The sequence below is a fragment of the Sorangium sp. So ce131 genome, assembly GCF_051519095.1.
In the GTDB taxonomy this organism is placed as follows: domain Bacteria; phylum Myxococcota_A; class Polyangia; order Polyangiales; family Polyangiaceae; genus Sorangium.
This window is the reverse complement of record NZ_CP150455.1, coordinates 1,296,417-1,315,306: the sequence shown is the minus strand read 5'-3', so window position 1 is coordinate 1,315,306 and position 18,890 is coordinate 1,296,417. Positions and strand designations below refer to the sequence as shown.

The 18,890-nt window shown below is 71.7% G+C and carries 16 protein-coding genes; 10 read left to right on the top strand and 6 right to left on the bottom strand.

The genetic code is table 11. The features are described 5' to 3' along the window. Positions 1 to 65 precede the first annotated feature (65 nt). The 3 genes from WMF43_RS04785 (at position 66) to WMF43_RS04775 (ending at position 4,503) form a co-directional block, all read left to right on the top strand. Complete coding sequence (locus WMF43_RS04785; protein WP_437677748.1) at positions 66 to 1,964, top strand: hypothetical protein; 1,899 nt, start codon at positions 66 to 68, stop codon at positions 1,962 to 1,964. A gap of 258 nt (positions 1,965 to 2,222) precedes the next feature. Then, the gene (locus WMF43_RS04780) at positions 2,223 to 3,131 is read left to right on the top strand and encodes a sulfotransferase domain-containing protein (RefSeq protein WP_437677747.1); all 909 of its coding nucleotides are present in this window, start codon (positions 2,223 to 2,225) and stop codon (positions 3,129 to 3,131) included. A 133-nt stretch (positions 3,132 to 3,264) separates the two neighbouring features. After that, positions 3,265 to 4,503 carry a DUF6688 family protein gene (locus WMF43_RS04775; protein ID WP_437677746.1) on the top strand — a complete coding sequence of 413 codons (1,239 nt, stop codon included), beginning with the start codon at positions 3,265 to 3,267 and terminating at the stop codon, positions 4,501 to 4,503. Between the two features lie 115 nt (positions 4,504 to 4,618). On the opposite strand, the gene WMF43_RS04770 is transcribed toward WMF43_RS04775, so the two are convergent. Continuing rightward, positions 4,619 to 5,323, bottom strand: coding sequence for a CTP synthase C-terminal region-related (seleno)protein (locus WMF43_RS04770; RefSeq protein WP_437677745.1), 705 nt, complete (start codon positions 5,321 to 5,323; stop codon positions 4,619 to 4,621). Between the two features lie 215 nt (positions 5,324 to 5,538). On the opposite strand from WMF43_RS04770, the gene WMF43_RS04765 reads away from it, so the two are divergent. Then, complete coding sequence (locus WMF43_RS04765; RefSeq protein WP_437677744.1) at positions 5,539 to 5,799, top strand: hypothetical protein; 261 nt, start codon at positions 5,539 to 5,541, stop codon at positions 5,797 to 5,799. A gap of 11 nt (positions 5,800 to 5,810) precedes the next feature. Here WMF43_RS04765 and WMF43_RS04760 read toward each other — a convergent pair whose 3' ends face one another. Next, positions 5,811 to 6,317, bottom strand: coding sequence for a hypothetical protein (locus WMF43_RS04760; RefSeq protein ID WP_437677743.1), 507 nt, complete (start codon positions 6,315 to 6,317; stop codon positions 5,811 to 5,813). 357 nt (positions 6,318 to 6,674) lie between these two features. On the opposite strand from WMF43_RS04760, the gene WMF43_RS04755 reads away from it, so the two are divergent. Continuing rightward, a complete protein-coding gene (locus WMF43_RS04755) occupies positions 6,675 to 7,574 on the top strand; it encodes an aminoglycoside phosphotransferase family protein (protein ID WP_437677742.1) in 900 nt (299 codons plus the stop codon). 336 nt (positions 7,575 to 7,910) lie between these two features. Here WMF43_RS04755 and WMF43_RS04750 read toward each other — a convergent pair whose 3' ends face one another. Further along, positions 7,911 to 8,831, bottom strand: coding sequence for a transposase (locus WMF43_RS04750; RefSeq protein WP_437677741.1), 921 nt, complete (start codon positions 8,829 to 8,831; stop codon positions 7,911 to 7,913). A 561-nt stretch (positions 8,832 to 9,392) separates the two neighbouring features. Between WMF43_RS04750 and WMF43_RS04745 the strand changes: the two genes are divergently transcribed. Continuing rightward, positions 9,393 to 10,064 (top strand): hypothetical protein, encoded by a 672-nt coding sequence (locus tag WMF43_RS04745; RefSeq protein WP_437677740.1) that lies wholly within the window; start codon positions 9,393 to 9,395, stop codon positions 10,062 to 10,064. A 124-nt stretch (positions 10,065 to 10,188) separates the two neighbouring features. On the opposite strand, the gene WMF43_RS04740 is transcribed toward WMF43_RS04745, so the two are convergent. Beyond that, positions 10,189 to 10,773 (bottom strand): SRPBCC family protein, encoded by a 585-nt coding sequence (locus tag WMF43_RS04740; protein WP_437677739.1) that lies wholly within the window; start codon positions 10,771 to 10,773, stop codon positions 10,189 to 10,191. A 360-nt stretch (positions 10,774 to 11,133) separates the two neighbouring features. Further along, positions 11,134 to 13,401, bottom strand: a complete 2,268-nt coding sequence (locus WMF43_RS04735) for a substrate-binding domain-containing protein (protein ID WP_437677738.1) — start codon at positions 13,399 to 13,401, stop codon at positions 11,134 to 11,136. Positions 13,402 to 13,648: 247 nt separating this feature from the next. Between WMF43_RS04735 and WMF43_RS04730 the strand changes: the two genes are divergently transcribed. Both WMF43_RS04730 and WMF43_RS04725 read left to right on the top strand, forming a co-directional pair. Beyond that, entirely contained in the window at positions 13,649 to 14,266 is a 618-nt protein-coding gene (locus WMF43_RS04730; protein ID WP_437677737.1) for an ECF-type sigma factor, read from the top strand. After that, entirely contained in the window at positions 14,250 to 15,878 is a 1,629-nt protein-coding gene (locus tag WMF43_RS04725; RefSeq protein ID WP_437677736.1) for a serine/threonine-protein kinase, read from the top strand. The genes WMF43_RS04730 and WMF43_RS04725 overlap by 17 nt, the downstream gene beginning before the upstream one ends. Before the next feature lie 13 nt (positions 15,879 to 15,891). On the opposite strand, the gene WMF43_RS04720 is transcribed toward WMF43_RS04725, so the two are convergent. Beyond that, positions 15,892 to 16,560, bottom strand: a complete 669-nt coding sequence (locus tag WMF43_RS04720; RefSeq protein ID WP_437677735.1) for a hypothetical protein — start codon at positions 16,558 to 16,560, stop codon at positions 15,892 to 15,894. A 105-nt stretch (positions 16,561 to 16,665) separates the two neighbouring features. Between WMF43_RS04720 and WMF43_RS04715 the strand changes: the two genes are divergently transcribed. Together WMF43_RS04715 and WMF43_RS04710 are read left to right on the top strand one after the other, a co-directional pair. Beyond that, entirely contained in the window at positions 16,666 to 16,911 is a 246-nt protein-coding gene (locus WMF43_RS04715; RefSeq protein WP_437677734.1) for a hypothetical protein, read from the top strand. A gap of 11 nt (positions 16,912 to 16,922) precedes the next feature. Then, the gene (locus WMF43_RS04710) at positions 16,923 to 18,395 is read left to right on the top strand and encodes a sigma 54-interacting transcriptional regulator (protein WP_437677733.1); all 1,473 of its coding nucleotides are present in this window, start codon (positions 16,923 to 16,925) and stop codon (positions 18,393 to 18,395) included. Positions 18,396 to 18,890: the final 495 nt, after the last annotated feature.

Genomic DNA, 18,890 nt, shown 5'->3' with positions numbered 1-18,890 from the left:
CAGGCAAGAGCGACCGCCGAGATCCCTCGGCGGCTTCTGCTTATCGGATCGGAGGAGGAATGATTGTGAAGAGGAATCATGTCGCCCGGCCTCTGGCGCTCTTCGTCGGCGCCCTCGCGCTCGCGGCCTGCGACGCCGCGCCGGAGCCGGACGCCCCGGAGCTGCTCGTTGACGAGACGCAGCGTGCCCTGGCCGGCGACGAGGCCGCGTTCCAGCAGGACTTCGACGCAGCCAGGCAAGCGCTGCTCGAGGACTGGCAGGAGCGCCGCGCGACGCTGCAGCAGTTCACGGGCCACCCGGAGTGGATCGACGCGCTCGCCCCGGCCGACGGGAGCATCTCGCTCCTGGAGCCGGTCGGCGGGCCGACGATGGCCGAGCTCCGGCTGCAGCAGGCCGAGGGCTACGCGGCGATCGGGGCGGGCTTCGACGGGACGTCCGGCGGCCCGGAGGGCTGGGGTCCGATGCCGGCGGGCCTGACCGGGCCGGTGCAGGTCTGTGACGTCGTGCGCTGGCTCGCGAGCGGCGTGCAGTCGTTCCAGCCGACCGCGCAGAACGCGATGCAGTTCCTGCAACATACCTATTTCGACGCGGGCGTGAGCGCGGGGTTCTATGCGCTGGCTCAGATGCAGGCCGGGGTCGAGCTCGCGGGCGATATGTTCAATCAGCAGAGCGCCGTCTTCGGGTGGATCGGCGGCGGGGCGAGCACCGCCGTCGGGGCAGGCGTGAGCGCTTACGCAGGCGTTGCGCTCAACATCCCGAACGCCGGGGATCCCTTCAAGCCGGGGATCCTCTCGGCGTGGGACGGACCCACCGGTTCGCTCTCGATCGGCATCAGCCCGCTCATCAAGCTCGCTTCCATCTCGCCCTGGGCCTCGCTGCCGATCCCGAGCGGCATGTACGGCGTCAACGCCGGATTCTCGACGCCCACGGCGGTGCTGCCGATCTTCGTCCCCGTCGAGTTCGGGTTCACGATCTCCAGGTACGCGCACTGGGACGCCGCGACGGACGCCCAGTTCCACGTGCTGAGCCAGGTGCTCGGCGTCCCCCACGCGACGCTCGTGAACGACCCGAGCGGCCATTACATCCAGTTCACCGGACCGAGCAGGACCGCGGCCGCGAGCACCCAGGCGCTGCACCACCTGGCGCACCAGGGCGGCACCGCCATCCCGCTCGCGCTCGCCGGGCTCGCGCTCGGGCTCCTCCAGGACGTGCCGGCGTACATCAGCGCGTGCCCGCTCCAGATCACGCCGACGCCGGGCAGCGTGTCGCACGCCATGACCCGGTTCAACCACAACACCGACGTGATCGGCTGGGCGGCAGCGCCGCGGTTCATCATCCAGCGCGAGCCGGGCGCCGAGTCGCAGTTCGCCTATTACGAGATCGAGTTCACCGACGGGACGTTCACGAAGAACATCCGCACCTCGTGCCTGCCGAACGAGGAGTGCGCGACGTCGGATTACACGCACACCAACATCCCTTCAGCTTCCTCGGGGTCGTGGAGCTGGCGGGTGCGCCGGTTGAAGGACTATTACGACGCGGCCCCGAGCCCCTGGTCGTCCTCCCAGACGTTCACGCCGCTCCTCGGGTCGGCCCCGGGCATCTACGGGCCGAGCCCGGGTCAAACGCTTGATTTCTCGAAGCTCATCGGCCTGCCGATCCTGGTCCCGACGTCGTGGCTCGAGCAGTATCCCGACGGTCAGCCGTACATCAAGATCCGGAAATCCAACGGCGGCTGGTCGCTGTGGAGGCCGTACAGGCCGTCGCCCGGCGATACATTCAAGAGGACCGCGGACGGCAGGTTCTTCGTCTTCTCGATCGCGATGTCGCCGGGCACCATCACGGCGCCCTCCGGTCCGACGAAGGTGACCTTCGCGTTCGCGCCGCCGGAGTGCGCGAGCGACTCGTGGGCGTGTGTCCCCATCGAGGGATCGCCCGTCATCGAGGAGACGTACCAGCAGCCCTGACGGCTCCGCGCGGCCCGCGGCGCGGGCCATGGCGTCGCCTCGTTGCGCGGCCAACCCCGCGCAGAGGCCATCTCGTCAAAGCAGCTGGTCCGTGCTGGACGGCCGAACGGCGTCGGCCGGGGCGCCGCGACCTGCGACGGAGGGAGTTCCTCGACCTCGCCCGGAAGACCAGCTGCCAGGCCGACGCTCGACGAGCCGGGGGGTATCGGCGCCAGCCCGACGTGATAACGTCCCGGCCTCCACGCCGAGGAGGAAACCATGGTTGCATTGCAGAGCCCGCCGAGCGCAGCGCCCCGAAAGAGGCCCACCAACGTCGAGGAGTTCAGGGAGCTCTCCGCGCAGGAGAAGCCGTTCGTCGTGCCCACGTTCCAGCCGCGATCGACAGACGTCCTGATCGCGACGTTCCCCAAGTGCGGCACCACCTGGATGCAGCAGATCGTCCACGGGCTGCGCGCGCGCGGATCCATGGATTTCGAGGAGATCTCGCTGGTCATCCCCTTCATCGAGGTCTCGCCGCTGCTCGGCATCGACCTCGACGCGCCGCAGCCGGCCGAGCCGCGCGCTTACAAGACCCACCTCCCGTGGACCCACGTGCCGAAGGGGGGGAAGTACATCTACGTGATGCGCGACCCCGCCGACACGCTGGTGTCGTTTTATCACTTCATGAGCGGTGTCCTGTTCGAGCCCGGCGCGGTCGACATCGAGGCGTTCAGCGTCGAGACCTTCTTCAAGCACACGTCGTTCGGGCGCTACTGGGATCACCTGCGCTCGTGGTGGGAGCAGCGGCGCCGCGACGACGTGCTCTTCCTTTGCTTCGAGGACATGAAGCGAGATCACGAGGCGGTGGTCCGGCGCGTCGCCGCGTTCATGGGCATCCAGGCCGACGAGGAGCTCATCGCGCTCGCCACGAGGCAGTCGACCTTCGAGTTCATGCGCGCGCGGGACAGCCAGTTCGACGATCACCCGACGACCGCGGCGATCAGCCGGGCGATGGGGATGCCGCCGGCGCGGACGACCAAGGTCCGCGCCGGCCGCGTCGGCGACGGGGCCGGCCTGCCGTCGAGCGTGCGCGTTGCGCTCGACGACGCGTGGAAGAGCTGTATCGAGGCGCCGCTCGGCATCCGCTCGTACGAGGAGCTGCGCGCGCGCCTGGCCAGCGAGGTGTGACGGGGCGCGACCCGACCCGGGTTGGGGTAGCCCACGGGCAGCCCAGGAGGCGCCGACGCCGGCGCTGCTCCTGCTGTCCACCTCCGCGCGCGGGCCTTGCTGATAGGATGGGCCCATCGGGAGGGATCGGGCCATGGATCAGGACGAGGCGCGCGGCGGCAAGCTCGGGGATTTCGGCATCGCCCTGGTGCTCACCGCGGGCTACGGCTCCCCGTTCGTGCTCGGCGCGCTGTTCGCGCTGGCGAAGCTCGGATCGTTCCCTTGGGACGCCGCGCTCGTCGTCGTGCCGCTCGGGCTCGTCGCCTGCTCGGCGCTGGTGAGATGGTTTTACCGCGCCGTGCGGCGCCGCGGCCGCGCGCCGTTCCAGCTCGCCGCGGAGGTGCTCGCGCTCGTGGTGCTGCCGGCCTGGGGCCTCGTCTACAGCCACACCGCGGAGCCCGGGTGCGTGCTCGGGTCGTGCGCCGTGGGCGTCACGCCGCTGCGCCCGCTCGCGGAGCCCGAGGTCTTCGGCCTGCTCGCGCTGCACGCGCTCACCGCCCTCGCCTACGCGGTGTCCCGGCGGCGCCCCGCCGCGCTCCACGGCGCGGCGGAGATCCTCGTGCACGCGGGCCTGCTCGTGGGGATCGCGGCGCACATGCTGCTCGCCGTGCACTTCGGCGTCTGGGTCGGCGCGGGCTTCCTTTTTCCGCCCCTGTTCGCTCCCTGCTTCGCCCCGGTGCTCACCATCGTGCTCTACGGCGTCGAGGTCCGCGCCCGCCTCCGGCGGCGCGGCGTCGAGGCGCGCATGCAGGCGCTCGCGCGCGCGCCGGAGTCGGCCTACCGCGAGGGCCCGCCCCAGGAGCCGCTCGCGCCCGACCCGCACCTCCACGGTCCCACGCTCGCCCGGGCGCTCGCGCTCTCGCCGCTGCTGCTCGGCGCGTACGCGGTGGCGCACGCGGCGTGGCTCGGCCACGCCGGCGGCGCGCTCCAGGTCTTCACCCGCACCTGCAACTACACGCTCTCGCGCGTGCCCCTGGAGATCGTCCCCGAGAACTGCCACTACCTGTGCACCGTGGCCGCGCGCGGGCACGGCTGGCTGGTGCGCCCGGAGCGCCTCGGCCGGCGCCGCGGGGTGCCCATCCTGGTGAACCGCCAGCTCGCCCTGGCCAACGCCTTCGAGGACCTGCTCCACGAGCGCTGGCCCCGCTTCGGCCGGGCGGCGCGGCGGCTCTACGATCGGCTCGGGCTGCCCGTGAGCCGCTACATCCGCGGCCGCTGGCTCGCGGACCTGATCTACCTCGCCATGAAGCCGCTCGAGTGGCTCTTTTATCTGGCGCTGGTGCTGCTCGATCCCGGCTCGCCCGAGGCGCGCATCGACCGGATGTACCGGTGACCGGCGCCCGCAGCGCCTCGGCGCGGCGTCCGCCGGACGTCGCGGCTACCCCAACCTGGGTGGCTACCCCAACCTGGGTTGGCTACCCCAACCTGGGTCGGACGGCTGGTCGCTCTCAGCGAGCGCCGCCCGCGCATGCCCGGATGAGCTCGGCCACGAGCGGCGGCAGCTCACCGGCGAGCGCGGCGCGCTCCGGCTGGAAGAGCGTGGCGACGAAGAACGGATGGCCGTCGAGCTCCACGGCGCGCACCTCGCCGGCGTCGTCCTCCGCGCCGATCCGCAGCGGGCCCGAGACCAGCGCGGCCTGGAAGTCCGGGTTCAGGCCATAACGGCAGCGGTACCCTTCCGTGGCCTCCGCGCGGCCGTAAGCCTGCGCGATGCGGGTCCCGGCGCGGAGGCGAACGGCGCCGGTGGCCTCCACCAGGGAGCACTCCAGCGGCGCGATCACCGCGCGCCGCGCCTCCGGCGCCGTCTCCGCGTGCTCGGCGTCCGACCAGCCCAGCACATGGCGCGCGTACTCGATGATCGCATGCTGGAAGCCTCCGCAGGTGCCGAGGAAGGGGCGCCGCTGCTCGCGGGCGAAGCGGATCGCGCGCAGCGCGCCGTCCATGCTCCGGTACGGGCTCGCCGGCACGCACCAGAGGGCGTCGTAGCGCGCGACCCGCGCGGCGTGGGTCACCTCCTCGGTCGGCACCCACTCGAACGAGAGCGGCTTGGCCAGCGCCTCTGCCGCGAGCCGCAGCGCTACCGGGATGGCCCGGTGGGCAGTCACCGAGTCGTCCCGATCGCCGACGAGCCCCACCTGAATCACCGACGTCATGCGCCGCACTCTAGCGGAGAGACCCGGCCGCCGCGACGGCCTTCCGCCGGACCGCGCCGCCGACCTCCCCTGGCCCGCGTCGCCGCGAGGGCCGCTGACTCAACAACAAGGCTCCCCTGTAAACTCCGAGTTGACCACCGTCACACCTCCGGCACGCCCGCACATCATTGCCAGCGTGATCAATATCGATACGACTGTTTGGAGCTTAGGATGAGGTGAAGAACATCGACATCGACTACGTGTACGCCGAGGGGACCAGCTCCCACGCCGTCGAGGCGTACGGCGTCGACGACCTCCGCGTCGGCACCGTCGTCGCCCGGAACACCGGGGAGTGCGCCTCGTTCGCGAACTCCTCCGACATCACGATCCAGAACCTCACGATCACGAACACCGCCGTGAACGAGAGCCCCTGCGCCGTGAGCAGCACGTTCGGCAACCTCACGCTGGTGAACGCGCGCGACAACAGCTGCGACTAGCTCCGCCCGCCTCAGAGGTCCATGAGGCAGTCGCAGCCGCACTGCACCGTGGCTTCCTGCTGGTTGTACTGCCGGTCGCCGGTGAAGCAGCCAGCCTCTTCCCACGTGTCCGTGTCCGTCACGACATAAGAGCACATGCCGGTGCCGGTCGTCTCATCGTACCCGTTGAACTCGCAGATCTCCCGACACAGGATGTCCCAGACCTCCGGGTTGTCGTCCCGGATCGCCTCGCACTCGTTCTCCGCGTGAGCCTCCAGCGCGTCGATCGCACGGCTCTCGGCGTTCTTCTTGCGACCGATGAGGGCACAGGAGGAGCCGACGCCGTACGCCTCCTTCTCGAACATGGACGTGCTGACGGGGACGCACCCGAACCCAGTGAATCCAGTCTCGCTCGGGCTGGCGAGCGCATCGGTCTCCTCCGCGTCGATCTCGCTGGAACCTTCGATCCCGCCGCAGCCTCCGACCGAGCCGAGCGCCAGCAGGGACACGGACATCCTCACAATCGCCTTGAGCAGCATGGGAACCTCCTTGTCTACGACGTCACGGCCCTCGTGCATTGCGACTTCGGTGCCAGCGAAGCTTCGCGGGCATAACCCCGCGCGATCTCCGCGGGCCCGCTGTCGGCACCTTGCGTGGAGCGCTGGGGCGGCCGTCTCGCGGCGTCCGGGCCCCTGTCACATCGACCGGGTGTGGCAGGTGTCAGGTGTGGCAGCGGGTGACACCGAGGTGCCCTGCGCCGGCGAGCGGAGGTCGAGCGCTCCGCACGAGGCGAGGCGTCGCCGCCGAGGCGGAGCGTCGTACCGGAGAATCGCCTTGCGCGCGCCGGCCGTTCCTGGCCTCATGCGGCGGGCGGCGATTCCAGCAGGGAGGTCGCGATGACCACGACCGACGAGATCAAGATCGACATCGCCCTCGTGAGCCGGCTGATCGCGGCGCAGTTTCCGCAGTGGGGCCACCTGCCGATCAGCCCGGTGGCATGGGACGGATGGGATAACAGGACGTTTCACCTGGGCGATCGCATGAAGGTGCGGCTGCCGAGCGCCGAGGGCTACGTCGCCCAGGTGGAAAAGGAGCATCGATGGCTGCCAAGGCTGGCGCCGCTGCTGCCCCTCGCCATTCCGATGCCGCTTGCGATGGGGCGCCCCGATTTCGGTTATCCTTGGCCCTGGTCGGTGTACGGCTGGATTGACGGCGAGACCGCGGCGGTCGAGCGGATCGCCGACCTTACGAGCTTCGCGACCGAGCTCGGCCGGTTCCTCGTTGCCTTGCAGCGGGTCGACGCGACGGACGGTCCCCTGGCCGGCGAGCACAACTTCTTTCGCGGCGGGTCGCTCGCTGTCTATGACGCAGAGACGCGCAAGACGATCGCCGCCGTCGCTGGCGAGATCGATGCGGGGGAGGCGGCGGGGGTGTGGGAAGCTGCGCTTGCGTCGACGTGGCAGGGCCCGCCGGTGTGGGTCCATGGCGATATTGCGGTCGGGAACCTGCTGGTCAAGGAGGGAGTGCTCCGCGCCATCATCGATTTCGGCAGCTCCGGCGTGGGCGACCCAGCCTGCGACCTGGTGATCGCGTGGACCTTCCTCAGGGGCGAAAGCCGCGAGGCGTTCCGGGCGGTGGTGCGGGCCGACAGCGCGACCTGGGCACGCGCCCGCGGCTGGGCGCTGTGGAAAGCGCTCATCACCTTCGAAAGGAACGGGCGCAGCCATCCGGCGGAAAGAAGCCCCCGCGAAGTCATCGCCGAGGTGATGGCCGAGCACCGGCGGGGGGGCGGCTAGGCCGGGGCCGACCCGACCCAGGTTGGGCGACCCGACCCAGGTTGGGCGACCCGACCCAGGTTGGGCGACCCGACCCAGCCAGGTTGGGCGACCCGACCCAGGTTGGGCGACCCGACCCAGGTTGGGCGACCCGACCCAGGTTGGGCGACCCGACCCAGGTTGGGCGACCCGACCCAGGTTGGGCGACCCGACCCAGGTTGGGCGACCCGACCCAGGTTGGGCGACCCGACCCAGGTTGGGCGACCCGACCCAGGTTGGGCGACCCGGCGATCCGATCCAGGTTGCGCTCCGATTCCGACCCCCCGACGTAGCGCTGTCGAGCTCCCGCGTGCCGTGCTACACCACGAGCACCACGTCGCTCACGCTAGCGCCGTGAAACGTGCGCATCCACCACGTCCCGACCGGGAACACGGCGCTGCGCACGCCAGCACTCCATCGTTCGAGCGCCGCGCGGTACGACGTACGAAACACGCGTACAGCGGCGGCAGCGGTTCGCCATGCATCGCCCTGCTCACGACCGACGGCGATGGTCGGATTGCGCTCTCGCAGCCTCTCGGACGTCGTGGTCCGCTCGTAAGGGGAGACGTCGGCAGCTCGCTCGGCCCCAAGAAACCCGACCCCTCGCCGCTCCACCTCCGCATGGGCCTGCGCTTCCTGACGCTCGAGCTCGGCAGCTACTTGATGGCGAAACCCCTCCGCGTTCTCCGGCTCGATGGTCGGCGGCAGCGAGATCGGAAGCGTCGCTTGCTCGATCCACTGCGGATTCTTCGGGCTGAGATACGCCGAGGGACGCGTCGCCTGGAGCACGCCACGGCCGAGCTCCCCTACATCCACCTTGGCGCCCGGCCATTCGCTCGCGTTCCGGACCAGGCCAGCGGCCACAGGGTTCGCAAGCACGTAGGCGATCTTTTCCACCACCGCTGCCTGCGTCAGCAGCCGGACCATGCTCGTGCGCTCGTGGTCCCAGACTGGCCCCTCCCATTTGCGCAGCACCTTCGTGCCCAGCGCGACGAGGCGATGGAAGGACTGCAAGAAGAGCGGCAATACGCCCTGCACATCGGTCACGACCAGGTGCAGGTGCGTCGACATCGCGCAAAGGGCATGGACTTCGACGCCATAGCGGCGGGCCGAGACGGCCAGGGCGTAGACGAGCAGCTGGTTGATGGCTGCATCGGGGCGCAACAGGAAGTGCCGGCGCAGGACCCGACGGGTAAGCAGGTAGGTCGCGCCTGGAACGATCTGACGAGGGTGGCTCATGGCCGGAACGCATACACAAGCACTGTGCCGTGAGTCGGTGTGAATCATTTCAAGGATTTGCCCCCGGTCTGTGGATGGCGGATCCCGTTTTCCGCCGGTTTCCGCCAGGGTCCGTGGGCGTCCGCTGGGCTGCCCCGAGCCGTGGTGTGCTCTGCCAACCTAAGTTGGGTCGCCTGGGTCGCCCGCAACCTGGGTCGGGTTGCAGGGTCCCAACCGCGTCGGGTTGCAGGGTCCCAACCTTGCAAGGTCCCAACCTTGCAGGGTCCCAACCTGGATCGGATCGCGCCGGGCCGCGGGCCGCGCAACCTGGGTCGGGTTGCCGCAGGGTCGCGCCGGGTCGCGGGTCGCGCCGCGGGTCGCGCAACCTGGGTCGGGTCGCGGTCGCGGTCACAACCTGGGTCGGGTCGCGGTCGCAACCTGGGTCGGGTCGCGGTCGCGCGGTCGCGCAACCTGGGTCGGGTCGCGGTCGGGGTCGGGTCGCGGTCGCAACCTGGGTCGGGCCGGAACCGCGTCGCGCTGGAGCACCTCGAGGCGCTCGGCGACCACTTCAACGCGCCCTTCGTGCGGGTGGTCGCGGCGCTCAACGAGGCGATGCTCGGCGCCTTCGAGCGCGCCGGGCAGACCCTCGACCCGCTGCTCGCGGGGGAGCACGCGCCGGGCTTCCTCGCCCTGGCGGCGCTCTCGTTCCGCGTCATCGGGCTGCTCGAGCGGCGGAGGATCGCGGAGGCGATCGAGCAGACCGGGACGCTGCTCCGGCTGGCCTCGACCCGCAACGATTTCTCCCGCTTCACGCAGGCGCGCCTGCTGCTCGCCGAGGGCCGCCTCCTCCGGGGGGATCTCGCCGGCGCCGAGGAGGAGGCGCGCGCGGCCGGGGATCCTGACGCGCTCGTGCCCTTCCTGCGGTCGGTCCGCCTCTCGCTGCTCGCCGAGATCCGGCTCCGGCAGGGGCGGGCGGCCGAGGCGGTCGAGTTTGCCCGCGAGGCGCTCGCCCTGGAGCGGTCGACCGCGTGCCTCTTCGTGCCCCGGCAGGAGGTGGTCCCCGTCCTGCTGGCCGAGGCGCTCCACGAGGCCGGCGACGTCGACGCGGCCCGCGAGGTCCTCCGCGAGGCGCGCGCCGAGCTGCTCGCCCGCGCCGACAAGATCGCGGATCCCGCCTACCGCAGGTGCTTCCTGGAGGACATCCCCGCGCACGCCCGCGCGCTGGAGCTCGGGCGCGCGTGGCTGGGGGCGTGAGCGGCGCCGGGGGCGCAGCCCGGACCGGGTTGCGTCGGCGCCCGGGCGGCCGTCGCCGTCGGGCTCGACAGCGGCCCGGCGCCGGAGGAGATGATGAAGGAACGAGGGCGACGCCCCCGCGGGGTCAGGGGGAGAATCGCGCGATCAGGTTGCCGAACTCCTGCTGGACGACCTCGCTCAGCCCGTCGAAGGAGACCCCTTCCTCCATGCGGAAGTTGCGCACCCACACGAGCGCCGTGCGATTGCCGTGGCGGCTGAGCGTCAAGGTCGACTCGAGCTCCGCGATCCCGAGGGACGGCTCGATCAGCTCGTATTCGAACGTGTGCTCATCACGGTCGCGGGTCACGACGCGCAGCCGGATCAGGCCGCCGTCGAGGACGAAGTTCAGCTCATCGCCGACGGACCTGCCGTCGCCCACGACCCAGTGCAGGTCCGTCGCGTTCGGCAGCGCGATCTCGAAGAAGCGCTCGAGACGACCCAGCTGGGCCCAGACCTTCCCGACCGGCGCGTCGAGCAGGACCTGCTGCTCGACACGATAGCTGTCCGTTCCAGTGACGGTAATGACGGATTGGGTGGGCAGATCGCACGAGAGCGCTGCGGAATGCTCCGCCGTCTCCTCGGCATTCGCCTCCAGGGCGCAGCCCGCGACCAGCAAGCTCCCGCCCACGATGCCCGCCATGCAGGCTGCGTTCTTCAGTCGTGAAATCACGTTCAGACTCCTTTCAATCGAGCCCTGCACGATCCCCGCGCAAAGACGCTCGAGGGCGATCGCACGGGCACGGTCCCTGGCCACATCGCAGAGCGATGCACGGCCGTGCGTGTACGCCGGTAAGCAGTTTCCCAGAAGGAAGGGTTATGTGCGTACGGTAACACGAATAACGTGTCGTGCAACACCGGAACGACCGATCACGAACCCCTCACGCCGCCAGCTCCTCGCGCCGCAGGCGCCGCGCAGCAGGGATCCGCGTGTTCCGAAAGGCATACGCCGCGCCCTCGTCGTCGCGCACAGCACGAATGCAACGCGCCCTGATGGGACTCGCGAAGAGGACGACCGGGAGGCGGCGACGCCCTACCGCGCGCCCGGCCTCGCCTGGACCGCGCGGCCGCCCCCCGGGGCGAGCTTCTGGAGCGCCATCGACAGCGAGGAGAACGTCGTCAGATTGCCGAGATCGACGTCGACGAGGCTCTTCGCGATCTCGGGCCGCACCCCGACCAGGTAGACCCGCGCGCCGAGCAGGGCCGCCGCGCGGCTGGTCACGCCCAGCAAATGAGCGACCTGCGCGTCCACGAACGGGACGCCCGTGATGTCGATCAGCACCCGGAGCGCCTCGTGCCGGCTCACCCCGTCGGCCACCTTCTCGAGCACCTGCTGGGCGCGGCCGCTGTCGAACAGCCCGATCAGCGGCACGAGCAGGATGCCGGGCAGGAGCGGGAGGATCGGACAGCCCAGCTCGCGCACCGTCTCCGAGAGCGCGCGCTCGTTCTCGTAGGCCTTCTGCAGGTCGGCGTGCTGCGCCGACAGCGACGAAAGCAGCGCGTCGCGCTCGAGGGCCGCGCCGAGGAGCGTCCCCCAGATCGCGACCGTCCCCTCGTCGCCGGTCATCGCGACGACGGGTGGGCCGACGAGCACCAGGATCCCCCAGTCGCGCTCTGAAGAGCGGATGGGCAAGAGCAGCACCATGAACGTGCCGTCCGCGGCCGAGGGCGGCAGCATCCCCGCGGGCGGAAACGCCTCGATGGGGCAGCGGCTGCCGATCGGCGGGGTCGGGCTGCCGTCGCGGCTGTAGGCGCCGGCGACGGCGAGGCTCGCGCGCGTCGTCGGGTCCTCCCAGAGCGCGAGGCAGCCCCAGACCACGGTGGTCGGCTGCAGCCACGAGAGCGACCGGGTCTCCTGCTGGGTGCCGCCGAGCAGCGCGAAGCTCACGTCGTAATTGGTCCTCGCGAGCAGCCCGAGCTGGTGGACGTGCTTCGACTCCACCTCGACCCGGAGCCGCGCGAGCGCGAGGCGCGACAGCTCCAGGAAATCGTCGACCCGCCGCCTGGCCGCGGCGTCCACGGCCGCGCCGCGCCGCTCGTAGGCCTGGCCCAGCAGGCGGACCATCGCCATCAACGTCCCCAGATCGGGCGTGATCTCGACGGCCTGCCGATAGGCGCGCTCGAGCTCGACGGCCGGAGGCGGCGCCGCGCCCCCGAGCACCGCGAAATACGCCTCGATCACCCGCGCGACCGCCGGCCACACCGCGGTCGGCGGGGTGCCGGGCGGGAGCGGACGGGGCATGAGCAGCAGCTCGACCATCCGCCGGGCCAGCGCGCCGCCTTCGTCCTCCTCGGGCGCCGCGTCCTCCCTGTCGAGGAAGCTCTGGATCACATTGCACCCGCACGAGCTCCGCAGGATCAGCGTGTTCGCCGTGTGCACGCCCCCGGGCGGGAAGGCCTCGCCGGCGATCATCGACGCGATGAGATCGAACGCGGCGTTCCCCATCATCTCGAACCGCTGCCGCACCGTGGTCAGCGGCGGGTCGGAGCTCTCCGCCTCCACGATGTCGTCGAAGCCGATGAGCGCGAAATCCTCCGGGATACGGGCGCCCTCCGCCTTCAGCGCGGCCATCGTCCCGAGCGCGTTCTTGTCGGTCCCGAAGACCGCCGCCGTGCACGCGGCCCGCCGCGCGAGCAGCGCCGGCGCCGCGGCCCGGCCTCCGCTGTACATGTTGTTGTCGCACGGGATGACCAGGTCGGGATCGAACGGGATACCCGCCTCGGCGAGCGCGTCCTTGTACGCCGCGAAGCGCTCGCGCACGTCGTACGCGCCGAAGTTGCCGATGAACGCGATGCCCCGGTGTCCGTGCTCGATCAGGTGGCGCACCGCGCTCCGGATGCCGCCGTGGTTGTCCGGGATGACGGCCGGGCAATCGATCTCGGCGGGGCGGGCGCCGACCGTGATGAACGGCACCCCCGCGCGCGCGAGCTCCTCGAGGCCGTCCATCTCGATGATGACGATCCATCCATCCACCTGCTCCCGGGCGAGGGAGGGCGCCTGGACCTCGGCGGGCGTCCCGCGCAGCACCAGCGTGCGGACGCCGCGCAGCTGCGCCGACGCATGGATGCCGTTCACGACCGGCCCCCAGAACGCGCCCGCGAGGAACGGCGCGACGACGCCGATGGTGCGAGGGCGGCCCGCCGCGCGGGCCTCCGCGCCGCGGAGCGAAGGATCCTCGACCCGGCGCGCCCCCGCGGCGGAGGGGGCGATCTTCCCCCGGGCCTCCCGCCCGGCGGCGCCGGGCAGCTCGCCCCACTGCTCCGGCAACGGCACTCCACTGCCCTGGCCACCTTGACCCATTCTCAATGGCCCTCTGTTCCACACCCTGACCGTCGCGGCCACGACCTTCTGCGGAACGCTTCAGCGTACACGCCGCGCCGGCATCCCGGGTGAGATGTCCGGCGCTCAGACGCTGAATCGAAGCGGTTCGTCATACCGCGAACACCGCCGCCTCACGCGCGGACCTCCGCCCGTGACCTCCCCGACGCTCCGGCGGCGCCGGCCGGTCGGCTTGGTGTATGCTCGGACCCGGGCGAGCCGAACACCCATGAACGCGAGCGACCCACGCGCTCCCCGGCCGAGCGCCGGCGAGAGCATCACCGTCCTCCTCCACGCCGCGCAGGAGGGCCAGAAAGACGCCGCGGACGCCCTCCTGCGCGCGGTCTACGCCGAGCTCAAGACCATCGCCCTGGCCCGCGTCCGCCACCTCCGCGCCGGCCAGACCCTCGGCCCCACCGCGCTTGTCCATGAGGCCTATGAGAAGCTGTTCCGGGGCGGCGAGGCCCGCTTCCAGAGCCGCGCCCATTTCTTCGGCGCCGCCTCGCAGGCCATGCGCGACCTGCTCGTCGACCATGCGCGCCACAAGGCCTCTCTGAAGCGGGGCGGCGATCGGGAGCGCGCCCCCGAGGAGGCCATCGAGGCGCTGCCCATCGCGATCGATCTCCCCTTCGAGGACCTCCTCGCGCTCGACGAGGCCCTGCGCAGGATGGGCGGGGAGCACCCCCGCAAGGCCGAGATCGTGATGCTGCGGTATTTCGCGGGCCTGACCGAGGACGAGATCGCCGAGCTCCTCGGCGTGACCACGCGCACGGTCGAGCGCGAGTGGCGGTTCGCGAAGGCGTGGCTCTACCGGGCGCTGCGCGGCGTGGATGAGCCCTCCCCTTGATCCGGGCGAGGTCGAGGCGCTCTTCGAGGCGGCGATCGCGGAGAGCCCCGGCCGCCGCCGGGCGCTCCTGGAGGACCGGTGCGCGGGCCGCCCGGAGCTCTTCCAGGAGGTGTGGAGCCTGCTCCGGTGCGACGCCGCGCGGCCGGACGGGTTCCTCGAGGGCACCGCCGTCGCCCTCTCCGCGCCGGACGAGGCGCTGAGCCCTGGGGCGCGCATCGGGCGGTTCACGGTGCTCTCCCGGGCCGGCGAGGGCGGCATGGGCGTCGTCTACGCCGCGTACGACGCGGAGCTCGACCGCCGCGTCGCCCTGAAGCTCATCGCGCCGGGGAGGGTCGATCCCGAGGGCCGGGCCCGCCTCGTGCGCGAGGCGCAGGTGATGGCCAGGCTCTCGCACCCGAACGTCGTTCCGATCTACGAGATCGGCGAGCACGGCCGCGGCGTGTTCGTCGCGATGGAGTTCGTCGACGGCCGCACGCTGCGCGACCTCGCCCGGGAGCGGCCTCGCGCGTGGGAGGCCGTGCTCGCCGCGGGGATCCAGGCGGGCCGCGGCCTCGCGGCGGCGCATCACGAGGGGCTCGTGCACCGCGACGTCAAGCCGGACAACATCCTCCTCGGCAAGGACGGCCGGGCGCGCATCGCCGATTTCGGCATCGCGCGCCTCCGTCGCGAGGAGGACCGGCCCCCCTCCGACGGCGGGCCGAGCGCCGCGCTCCCCGGCGGCGCCGCGCTCCCCGGCGGCGCCGCGCTCCCCGGCGGCGCCGCGCTCCACGCTCCCCTCACGGCCGCGGGCGCGTTCCTCGGGACCCCGGCCTACATGGCACCCGAGCTGGCCGAGCGGGGGCCGGCGACGGCGAAGAGCGACCAGTGGAGCTTCTGCGCGACGCTCCACGAGGCGCTCTACGGCGAGCTGCCCTTCGAGGGCGAGGACCTCGCCGCGCGCCTCGCCCACGCGCGGCGAGATCTCCTGCGGCCGGCGCCGCCCGGATCGAAGGTGCCCGCGCCGGTCCGGGCCGCGCTCGCGCGGGGGCTCCGCGCCCGCCCCGAGGAGCGGTGGCCGAGCGTCGACGATCTGCTGAACGCCCTCGCCGACGAGCTCGCGCGGCGCTCCGACATCGACATCGCCGTCTCCAGGCGCGAGCGGATCCGGCTCGGCCTCGGGATCGGCGCGGTCGGCGTCGTGATGGCGGTGGTCGGGCTGGGCCGCCTCGTCCCGGTGGGCCGCCCCGCGCACCTGCTCGGCATGGGCTGCGTCACGGCGGTCGCGGCGCTCTCGCTGCTCCGGGTGTTCCGCCGCCCGCTGTCGAAGAACGCGGTGAACCGGCGGATCGCCCACGTGATCAAGGTGCTGTTCGGCGCGACGCTCCTGCACCGGGCGCTCGCCGTGGTCACGGACGAGCCCGTGGAGCGCGCGCTCGCGACCGACCTGCTCCTGTTCGCGGCGGTCCACGCCGCCGCCGCGCCGGGCCTGCCGAGGGCGAGCTGGCTCTCGGCCGCCCTCTGCGCCGCGTGCGCGGCGGCCGCCGCGTTCTTCCCCGAGCACGCCGCCCCGATCTACGCGGCGGGCGTGCTCGGCTCCCTGGCCAACGCGATCGTCGCGTGGCACCTCGAGTAGGCGCTGCCCGACGTCACTCCGTCACGATGGTGATCGGATTGAAATAGACCCTGACCCCCGTCTTCCTCCCCGCGTCATTGCCCCTCGTATCGCCGACGTAATCCAGCTTCTGGACGAGGGATCCCGGCGCGAACGAGAAGATGTCGTGGGCGTGGTCCGTGTCCGTGTACGTGTGGACGAAGGCGGTCGGGCTGGACACGTCCACGATCGTGCCGTTCGCGGTGTGGAGGCGGTACCAGGCGGTCCCGGTGGCGCGCGTCCAGTCGCTCCTGGTCTCCAGCGCGTCCATGGTGACGGCGGCCCAGAGCTCGTTGTCGTTGAACACGCTGAGCTCGACCTGGAGCCCCACGCTCGGCCCGTGGCCGTTGTACTCGGCGTCGCCGCCGACGTGCGGGGGGACGAAAAAGTCCGTGGAGAGGTCGTTCAGCGTGCGCGTCGACGGGATCGGGTCGTCCTCGGCGCCCGCGGTCAGCTGCTCCGCGCCGTTTTCGACGGCCTGAGCGGCCGCGGCGGCCTCCAGCTCGGCGGCGGCGCTCCCGGCCTCCGCGGCGCCCGACGCCAGCGCGTCGTCGGCGCGGGGACCGGCCTGCGTCTCGTCGGTGGTGGCCACGCAGCCGGGGGCGGCGACGAAGAGGGCGAGGGCGAGGGGCGAGAGGCTGCGGAAGAGGGCGATGTGGTTCATTGGTGGCTCCCAGAGATTTCTTTCGGTGGTTGATCGCAGGCGAGCGTCCCTCGGGTGACTTCACCCCGCTGTCCGCGCGCCTCACTCCGTCATCCGGAGGCCGGCATGAAAACCCGACACGGGGTCGGTCGATTTTTTCTCGAGGCGCGCGAGGCGCGTCCGGGCGCCGCGGCGCTCACCGGCGCGCCCTGGAAGGAGGTCCGCCACGTCGTACCCGGCTCCGGCGCGCTCCCGGCGCTGTCCGTCCAACCCTGGCGCGCGGCGTTCGGGTATCCTGGCGCCGGTGCCCGCGCGTTGCTCGTCCGCGGCGAGCGTGCCGGTGGATGGCGCGCCGGCGGCGCGGCGAGGTAGAACGAGCCGCGGTGAGCAAGGAGAGAGACGTGGCCGGCGCGATGTCCCCTCGGAAGCCTGCGCAGAGTGTCCTCGAGCTCGCGGTGTTCGCCGGGGGCCGCGTGAGCCGGCACCCGTTGCCGGCCGAGGGCCGGGTGTCGCTCGGCCGGTCGAACGAGAACGACGTCCAGATCGACGACAGCTCCGTCTCGCGCCGGCACGCGATCCTCCACCTCGGCCCGCGGATCACGATCGAGGACCTCGGGAGCGCGAACGGCACCCGCCTCCGCCGCGAGCGCAGCGCCGGGCCGACGACCAAGCTGCTCGAGCTCCAGCTCGAGCCGGGCAAGACGATGGAGCTGTCGGTGGGGGACGCGGTGAACCTCGGCTCGACGCTGATCGTGGTCCTCCCGCGCGAGGGCGGCGCGAGCGCCGCGCCGGGCCAGGGTCAGGGCGAGCCGATCGTGCGCGACCCGGCCATGCAGCGGCTCTACGCGCTGGCCGATCGCGTGGCCGGTGCGCCGATCACCGTGCTCCTGCTCGGCGAGACGGGCGCCGGCAAGGAGGTCTTGGCCGAGCACATCCACCGGCGGTCGCCGCGCGCGCAGGGGCCGTTCCTGCGGCTCAACTGCGCGGCGCTCTCCGAGTCGCTGCTCGAGAGCGAGCTCTTCGGCCACGAGAAGGGCGCCTTCACGAGCGCCGGCCAGGCGAAGCCCGGCCTGCTCGAGACGGCGGAGAAGGGCACGGTGCTGCTCGACGAGGTGGGCGAGCTGCCGCCCGGCATCCAGGTGAAGCTCCTGCGTGTGCTCGAGGACCGCAAGGTGATGCGCGTCGGCGGGCTGAGCCCGCGCCCCATCGACGTCCGCTTCCTCTCGGCCACGAACCGCGACCTCGCCGCCGAGGTGAAGCGGGGCGCCTTCCGGGAGGATCTCTTCTTCCGCCTCAACGGCATCGCGCTGACGATCCCGCCGCTCCGCGCGCGCGTCTCCGAGATCGCGCCGCTCGCGCGCGCCATGGCCGACCGGACCGCGAGCGCGCTCGGGCGCCCGGCGCCGGCGTTCGCCCCCGAGACGCTCGCCGCGCTGGAGGCGCACCGCTGGCCCGGCAACATCCGCGAGCTGCGCAACGTCATCGAGCGCGCGGTCGTGCTCTCCGGCGGCGACACGCTGCTCCCGGAGCACCTCCTGCTCGACGCCGCCGCGGCGGCGGCGCTGCCGGTCGAGGCGCTCCCCGCGGCGTCTCCCTCCCCCGTCGAGCCGCGCCCCTCCGAGCTGTCCGCCGAGGCCGCGCCGCCGGCCGGCGCCCCCCCGCCCGCCGGCGGCGCGGGCGGCCTGCGCAGCGAGCTCGACGCCATCGAGCGGCGCCGGATCGTCGACGCGCTGGAGCGGTGCGCCGGCAACCAGACCCAGGCCGCGGCGCTGCTCGGCATGCCCCGCCGCACCTTCGTCGCCCGCCTGAACGCCTACGGCATCCCGCGGCCGCGTAAGGGCAAGGGGAAGGGCTGACGGGGGTGGTCGAGATCTAGCTCGGCCTGTCAGAAGGCTTGGCAGGGATCACGGCGAGAGAAGAGAGATTTCAACGCAAAGGCGCAAAGACGCAAAGACGCAAAGACGCAAAAATACAGAGAAAATTCAGGTTTGCGCCTTTGCGCCTTTGCGTTGAAATCTCTCGGGATCCCTGGCCAGACCCGTGACGCTCGGAACTAGCTGATGCGGCGACATGCAGGTCGCCGCGGTGGATCGCGCGCCTCCATGCCGATGAACACGCGGCGGCCGGCGTCGGACAGCACATCGTTGTTCGTCTTCATGCCGGCACTTCAGGTTGCCTGGCCCTCTGCTTCAGCCTGCCCGAGCTCCTTTTCGCCAAGGCCGCTCAATTTGCCTGTCATTCCGGGCGTCCCCCTGACAATCACGCCCCGCGGCGCTTGCAGCATGCGCGGGAGGCAGACAAAAACTCACGATGTTCATCGGCGCCCCCTGGCCCACTTATCGGATCAGACG

Excerpts from the sequence above, each read along its gene's own strand:
- WMF43_RS04780 (WP_437677747.1), top strand. The coding sequence starts at position 2,223 with ATGGTTGCATTGCAGAGCCCGCCGAGCGCAGCGCCCCGAAAGAGGCCC.
- WMF43_RS04775 (WP_437677746.1), top strand. The coding sequence starts at position 3,265 with ATGGATCAGGACGAGGCGCGCGGCGGCAAGCTCGGGGATTTCGGCATC.
- WMF43_RS04770 (WP_437677745.1), bottom strand. The coding sequence starts at position 5,323 with ATGACGTCGGTGATTCAGGTGGGGCTCGTCGGCGATCGGGACGACTCG.
- WMF43_RS04760 (WP_437677743.1), bottom strand. The coding sequence starts at position 6,317 with ATGCTGCTCAAGGCGATTGTGAGGATGTCCGTGTCCCTGCTGGCGCTC.
- WMF43_RS04755 (WP_437677742.1), top strand. The coding sequence starts at position 6,675 with ATGACCACGACCGACGAGATCAAGATCGACATCGCCCTCGTGAGCCGG.
- WMF43_RS04750 (WP_437677741.1), bottom strand. The coding sequence starts at position 8,831 with ATGAGCCACCCTCGTCAGATCGTTCCAGGCGCGACCTACCTGCTTACC.
- WMF43_RS04735 (WP_437677738.1), bottom strand. The coding sequence starts at position 13,401 with ATGGGTCAAGGTGGCCAGGGCAGTGGAGTGCCGTTGCCGGAGCAGTGG.
- WMF43_RS04730 (WP_437677737.1), top strand. The coding sequence starts at position 13,649 with ATGAACGCGAGCGACCCACGCGCTCCCCGGCCGAGCGCCGGCGAGAGC.
- WMF43_RS04725 (WP_437677736.1), top strand. The coding sequence starts at position 14,250 with ATGAGCCCTCCCCTTGATCCGGGCGAGGTCGAGGCGCTCTTCGAGGCG.
- WMF43_RS04720 (WP_437677735.1), bottom strand. The coding sequence starts at position 16,560 with ATGAACCACATCGCCCTCTTCCGCAGCCTCTCGCCCCTCGCCCTCGCC.
- WMF43_RS04715 (WP_437677734.1), top strand. The coding sequence starts at position 16,666 with ATGAAAACCCGACACGGGGTCGGTCGATTTTTTCTCGAGGCGCGCGAG.